Origin of the sequence: Methanospirillum hungatei, from assembly GCF_020216685.1 — an archaeon.
Classification (GTDB): Archaea; Halobacteriota; Methanomicrobia; order Methanomicrobiales; family Methanospirillaceae; genus Methanospirillum; species Methanospirillum hungatei_B.
In genome coordinates this window covers 1-7,153 of the sequence record NZ_JAIWNS010000226.1, presented here as the reverse complement: position 1 = coordinate 7,153, position 7,153 = coordinate 1, and the positions used below count along the sequence as shown (strand labels likewise).

Here is a 7,153-nt window from a genome sequence, read left to right as displayed (position 1 = left end):
ATACCGGTATCCTGATGTCGCAGAGTACTATGGTAAAAAGGCGATATATCTTCACAGGATTGGAAAACTGGAAGAGACCGTTACCGCACTTGACGAGGCAATAGCCCGTGATCCTGAAAGTATAGATTATTTACTCCGTAAAGCACGGATAACAAAAGCGCTCTATAGGAATGATGAATCAAATCAGACGTACCGTCAGATAGATCAGATAACTCCAAAAACTGCCATTAATTTTGCTTATGCCGGGGATGCCGCACTTGATCAAAGCAGATATATTCAGGCTCTTGAGCGGTATACCAACTCTCTTGCATTAAATCCTTCAGATTCTCTCATCTGGGAAAAACGCGGAGATGTTATATTTGCCCTCCTTACGATTCCAACCGCCGGTCTTACTGCTGATGAACGATTAAGAAATCAGGATCTGTATACGGAAGGTATTCAGAGTTATGAAAATGCCATGAGACTGAAACCTGACAGAGAGCATGATATTAAAATGAAGATGAGCAAGAGATCCGATATTTTTGTTCCGAAATCGATTGCAGAACTGGAATCCCGGTATAATAAGTACCGGTATCTGGGCTGACCGGATATTTTGGTGTCTGTATGAAAGGGATACATTTTTTCCAAATCGCTTGTTTTATTGTGCTGGTATTCTGTGCAATCTCTAATGCATGTGCCGCTTCTCAATATACTCATGAACAATGGAAGGAGATCCTTGCAATTGGTGAAGATAAGGATTACACCATTGGAGCAGCACTCACTCTGACCATAGAACCTGACCAGTATTTTAGAAACCCTGGTGATGAGATTGTTCTTTCCGGAATTCTGAAAGGAATTTTCGGCCCGTTATCAGGTTCTGATATTGTTATTGAACGGAGAAACAGCAGCTCTGAAGTTACATATCTGAATACAAGTACCGATGAATCAGGGATATATGGGATTACAGATATCCTGACTGAACCTGGAATATATTCCTACCAGGCAACATACAGACCAGATCAGGAGATAAATACGAACATTATGAAAAGTGAGAGACTGGAAATTACCTGCATCCAGTCTGATAGTACAACATTTTTCGAACCTGATGAGAGGCATCCCGGCACTGGTAATCAGAAGGCGTCAGATTCCGATAAGGAAGAGGAAATTATTGTACAACTCACATCCAATACAACTGAATTTATATCCGGACAAGATATATCGTTCTCTGGACAGGTCAGTATAAAAGAGAATCCGATTGCATATGCAAAAGTCTCACTTGTACCTGAAGTCGGATTGTCATGTACCGGAGAGCCGGTACTATATCAGACGAGAAAAGACGGGACAATGAATGCCACATTTCATCTGACAGCCCCTGACCCTCTCTTCTTTTCACTTCACTACCAGAAGAACAGGAATGAACCGGAATACCTGTCTGACACGGTATTTCTTGTCCCATCTGATACCGGGATGAACCCCCCTCCCAGGATTGTCCACCCTTCTGAAACGATTGACGTATTTATTGATAATACATCTGTCCAATCTTTGCAAAATATCACCCTCTACGGATGGTATTGTAAAAAGGAGGGAGAACCAGGATTTTTATCGACACTGGATCTTGTATGGTATAATTTTGGTGGGAAAGTCTGGGATCAGTATCAGAACAGCAGTAAAATACTGACAAATAGATACGGATTCTTTGAATGTATGGTTCCCGCACCATTTACCCCAGGGATGTATGTGCTCGCAGTGAAAAGAGAGGGGAACCTGACCACACCTACAGTATATTCAAATGTGCTTCCTCTTACGGTCACTCCACTTGATGAGGAATCTGACGAAGTCATGGACGTTTTAGAGTCTTCTCCCCGTCAGATACTTATTAATGCAGCCCCTGTTCCGGCACGGGTTTTAGAAGAAGGGACCATATCTCTTATATTGTCTGGTTTTGACAGCATAGATGCTGATACTCTGCATCTTTTGATATACTCTTCTACAAACAGTATTGACTGGAATCTTTATGATGAGATTTCTCCTGTTATACCTTCTGAAGAGATTACCATTCCATTTTTGCCTGAAAAGGAAGGGTATCTGTACTTCAAAGCAACTGCGGATAATCACGATGGAGTTACCATTCATTCACCGATACTGGTAATTCCTGTGATAAAATAAAAAAAAGATTATGCCAGACCAAACAGATGAAGGATCATAAGGAGGATAGCACCAGGTATCCCTGCGATTGCACATACGATCACTGCAATCCATCCTATTTCAATATCCGGAAACCCGAACAGGGGAAATATATTAAGGAATTTAACGATTCCAAGTAAAAGGAGCCCAAGGATGGAGTTAATGACTAATTTGACAATATTTTGCAAGAGGTGCCAGAGTACGGCCAGCACTATCAGACACAGGATGATAAGGATGAGTGTACCAATCATACATTCTTTCTTCTGATATTATTATATTAAACTATCAGAACGGATCTAACATGGAGAACTGTACCTGATACCATCAGGAAGATCTTGCCGAATGTATGTATCAGTATATTTTTCATCAATGTTTTCATAAGGAGTATAGGTAGATGGATGCAATTCGCTTTTTCCGAATATATGATGTTGGAAAGGAGATTGACATCAATCTTCTCGAGACTGCCCTCGCCAGGAGTTATTATACGGCCCGTGCGAACTTTCAGAGGATAAAACCAAAATCCATCAGGATAGAGGAACCTCCGCTCCTCCTTCGGATGCATCCGACTGATGTTACCATAAACGGAGTGCGGTATGATCTGTTGGTTTCTGCGAGGATTTATGATATCGGGGCAATTAGTCTTTGTTTTGTGTATGAATCATCTGATAAGGATGAAGGAATCTTTGAAGAAATAGGGCTTTCTTTTGCCAATGAGGAGTTAATATCAGATCTCTTCTCATCTTATTTACATACCCTGAAAGAGATACTCCGGCCTCATATCTCTGATATCGCGATCGATGATACGTTTTATGAAGATTATATTATATATTTCACGAATAACCCTGAAGAACTCATAGATCCCGCGGTCCTTCTCCTTGGTGAGAAAACCCGGTTCTCTCATCAGATGAGAGAGGAAATTTTGAAGAATAGTTTGAGTTATACTAAAGAAGATCTCACCATTCTTTCATGGAACGCTGCTCTGTTAAAAAATCCAGAAATCCCGACTGACCTGTTTGATCTCATAGAATATGCAAATGTACAGGTATTTGAACTTCGGTACTATGATCAGGAACTCTCCAATAAGATGGAGAAGATGTATCAGGATATCGAACGTGCTGACAGGCTTACATGGCTCAGCCGGATGCGGGTGTATCATCAGATCATGTCTGATCTGATGGAAATCCATGCAGAAGTTTCTGAAATTACCGAAAAAGTAAATAACCTCATAAAAGTGACTGAAGATGTCTATTATGCCAGAGTGTATGCAACTGCCCTGAAGGTATTGCGAAGTCAGCTCTGGAGTGATAGTGTAAACCGCAAGATTGATGTGATTCAGGAAAATTACTCTATGCTTTCTGATGAAGTCCGAATTCAGCATTCAAACTTTCTCGAATGGATAATTATCATACTTATCTCCGTTGAACTGGTATTTGCAATCTGGGAGTATATCAGGTAATCGTAATATGCTGGCACAAAAGGAAGCTATCCGGTCTGATCTTCGGGAACGGAGATGGAATATTCCTGAAGATATCAGAAAGGAGATGAGTCGTCAGATTTGCGCAACTCTCTCGCAGGTTATTCATCCCTGTGAGACGGTTCTGGTTTATTGTGCGAAAGAGCCGGAAGTTGAGACTGCATGGTTTATTGATCATCTCCTTCATCAAGAACGAAAAGTCATCGTCCCTATTATTGAAGAAGACGATATCGGTCTTCGCTTATCATACATCAATACCCGTGATGTACTCAAACCAAGTACATTTCATGTCCCGGAACCTGTAGACTCTGAACTTCCGGCAGATCCGCATCATGTAACCTGTGCCATAATACCGATGCTTGGATTTGACAGATCAGGAGGGAGAATCGGGTATGGGGCAGGATATTATGATCGTTTTTTATCCGAACATCCCCATATTAAAAAGATAGGGGTTGCCTATTCAGTTCAGGAGGTCCCCGCCATTCCGGTTCAGGACCATGATATCAGGATGGATATTATTGTAACTGAAACTTCTACCTATCGGTGCTCTCAGGAAAAAATATGACTGCTACATCAGGGATTCGACTTGAAGTCCGTCGTGCTGCCGAAGAGGATGCAGGGAAAGGCCTTGCACGGATTCATCCGGCAGTGATGCGTGCTCTTGGCATTGTAAATGGAGAATTTATCGAGATTCTTGGTGGAAAGCGGGCAGTTGCAGCAGCATGGAGTTCTCAGAGCACCACTCAGGGCAGAAATGATATCGCAATTGATGGAGAGATTAGAAGTAATGCCGGTTGTGGTATTGATGACCGGGTTATTGTCAGACGTGTTGCAGTTCATGATGTCAGAAAAGTAATCCTGCAACCGGTTACCAGTATATCACTCAATAACCCTGAGGTTCTCCTTGCAAAAAAATTACGTGGAAGACCGGTGATTGAGGGCCAGACTGTCAGGATAGATCTTATTGGAAATACCGTCACGTTCATTGTATCAAGTCTTGAGCCCCGGGGTACCGGGGTTGTCACATTTACAACCGAAGTCATCCTGAATGATACCCCGTACCAGACTGAGGAGAAGAAGAGTGAGGAGTTATCTATCCATTATGAGGATATCGGTGGTCTTTCAAGAGAAATCAGCCTTATCAGAGAGATGGTGGAGATCCCCCTTCGCTACCCACGCATATTTGAACGTCTTGGTATAGACTCACCAAAAGGAGTGCTCCTGTACGGGCCTCCCGGTACCGGAAAAACCCTCCTTGCACGGGCGGTTGCAAGTGAAGTTGATGCCCATTTTATCCCATTATCCGGTCCTGAAGTGATGAGCAGGTATTATGGGGATTCGGAGAAGAAGATCCGAGAGATTTTTGAAGAAGCCAGACAAAAAGCGCCATCTATTATCTTTATTGATGAGATAGATTCCATTGCAACGAAACGGCAGGATACCACCGGTGAAGTTGAACGACGGGTGACCGCACAGATCCTGACTATGATGGATGGGCTTGCCTCCCGCGGCCAGGTGGTTGTCATTGCTGCAACCAATATGCCTGACTCGATTGATCCCGCTCTTCGTCGGGGCGGGAGGTTTGACCGGGAGATCGAGATAGGGATTCCGGACCGGATAGGGAGGCTTGAAATCTATCATGTCCACACCAGGACCATGCCCCTTGCAGATGACGTGGATCTTGAGTACTATGCAGAGACCAGTTATGGTTTTGTCGGGGCTGATATAGCACTTCATTGTAAGGAAGCGGCGATGCATGCATTACGGGGCATCATGAGCCGGATGAAGGAGGATGAGGAGGTCCCTGCAGAGATTATCGACTCATTGATGATCACCAATCATGACTTTCAGGAATCAAGAAAAGGGATTGAGCCCTCTGCAATGCGGGAATTATATATTGAAATTCCTGAAGTTCCCTGGGAGATGGTGGAGGGTCTTGATGCTGAAAAGCATGAGATAGAAAAGATAATTGAATGGCCGGTCCACAGACGGGAAGCATTTGAGAAACTAAAGATAAAACCACCAAAAGGAATTCTGCTCTTCGGACCTCCTGGGACTGGAAAAACCCTTCTTGCCAAGGCGGTCGCTGCCAAATCCCGGATGAACTTTATCTCGGTAAAAGGGCCTGAACTGTTATCTAAATGGGTTGGTGAATCGGAAAAACAGGTGCGGGAGGCATTTCGAAAAGCCCGCCAATCAGCACCGTCTATCATCTTTTTTGATGAGATAGATGCACTTGTCCAGCAACGGGGCCAGCAGCATGCAAACTCACGGGTCGGAGAGAGTGTGTTATCACAGATCCTTACCGAGATGGACGGGGTTGAAGAACTCTCCGGGGTGGTTATCATGGCGGCAACAAACCGACCTGATCTGCTTGACCCAGCATTACTTCGGCCCGGAAGGCTTGAAAAGCATATCTATATAAAACCCCCTGACCTGAAGGGAAGAAAGGCGATTCTGGAAATTTATTTAAAAGACCTGGGTGCTCTTTTGGATGAAAACATCGATTATGATGCTATCGCCCGGGAGATGCATTATTTTGTAGGGGCTGATATTCATGCCTTTGTCAGGGAAGTCAAGATGAATCTTCTTGAAGACGTGTTCACAAAGACAAAAAGGCCAGAAGATATACCCCGGATAACCACCGGATACCTCAAAGAGATATTAACTCATATGCAAGGGACACTTGATAATAAGAATCTGGAAATTTTTGAATCAGGTGCCTGGGCTCTTTTGTACCCGCGGAGTAAACAACAGATACTCCACCGTGCAGCATATATTTTAAAACAGTTTGAACGTGCGGGTCTTGTAACCGAACTTACGTCAGATCTGATTCACACTGCCAGCAAACTGCGTGATATGACATTCTGGGAAGAGAAAGATTTCACTCGTATTGAGGAACTGACTGGCAGAGTTGAGAATCTCTTACATGAATGTATCCACAAGAAGAATGATGACCTAGGAAAATAGGATCCTCTGAATATTTCAGTACTAGAGAATATCTTTACAGAAGGAATTTCGATTCAAATCTCATTGTATTCTCGAAAGTACGAAAGGATCCTTATAAGCCGTACTATTTTTGATATCTGATTATGCGCGAAGTTCTCATACCATCTCATGATAACCGAAAGATGAAGTGCAGGTCTTCTTCGATTCATCCATACAGGAGTAATATCCATAGCCTGCATACTGGGATACTCTGAGATCTGAATCTGCATACAAAATCTCTAAAAATTCTTTTTTAGCCAGATTATGGTCCGTCAATCCAGAAAGTACTGATGAGAATGAAACCTTCCTTAATGGAGCAGGATACCAACGTCAGATAAAAAAATTTCACGACCACAAAAATCTTGCTGAGGAGCTTGATATGAGATAAAACCCTATCTTAAAGTGAGAATTTTACATATGAATGATACCCCACCTGAAGATTTTAAAAATATGGAAGATATATTGCGAAAGATACTCTCCCAGGCATTTGGCAGCGGACAGTTAAGACCTGGCATGAGTGGCCCAGAC

General features: G+C 43.0%; 6 protein-coding genes. 5 read left to right on the top strand and 1 reads right to left on the bottom strand.

Annotation, left to right across the window (positions count from 1 at the left end; translation table 11 throughout):
• On the top strand, positions 1-583 hold a 583-nt coding region (locus tag LDL35_RS13485), incomplete at its 5' end, for a hypothetical protein (RefSeq protein WP_304023357.1).
• A 20-nt stretch (positions 584-603) separates the two neighbouring features.
• Positions 604-2,145: a hypothetical protein gene (locus LDL35_RS13480; protein WP_304023355.1), complete on the top strand. Its 1,542-nt coding sequence runs from the start codon at positions 604-606 to the stop codon at positions 2,143-2,145.
• 8 nt (positions 2,146-2,153) lie between these two features.
• Here the strand turns inward: LDL35_RS13480 and LDL35_RS13475 are convergent, their stop codons facing one another.
• Complete coding sequence (locus LDL35_RS13475) at positions 2,154-2,414, bottom strand: pro-sigmaK processing inhibitor BofA family protein (protein ID WP_304023353.1); 261 nt, start codon at positions 2,412-2,414, stop codon at positions 2,154-2,156.
• Positions 2,415-2,557: 143 nt separating this feature from the next.
• Here LDL35_RS13475 and LDL35_RS13470 point away from each other — a divergent pair, with 143 nt between their 5' ends.
• The 3 genes from LDL35_RS13470 to LDL35_RS13460 are packed head-to-tail and all read left to right on the top strand — an operon-like array spanning position 2,558 to position 6,607.
• Complete coding sequence (locus LDL35_RS13470) at positions 2,558-3,619, top strand: hypothetical protein (RefSeq protein WP_304023350.1); 1,062 nt, start codon at positions 2,558-2,560, stop codon at positions 3,617-3,619.
• Positions 3,620-3,626: 7 nt separating this feature from the next.
• On the top strand, positions 3,627-4,202 hold the full coding sequence (locus LDL35_RS13465) for a 5-formyltetrahydrofolate cyclo-ligase (protein WP_304023348.1): 576 nt from the start codon (positions 3,627-3,629) through the stop codon (positions 4,200-4,202).
• Positions 4,199-6,607 (top strand): CDC48 family AAA ATPase, encoded by a 2,409-nt coding sequence (locus LDL35_RS13460; protein ID WP_304023346.1) that lies wholly within the window; start codon positions 4,199-4,201, stop codon positions 6,605-6,607. Before LDL35_RS13465 ends, LDL35_RS13460 begins: the two co-directional genes overlap by 4 nt.
• Positions 6,608-7,153: the final 546 nt, after the last annotated feature.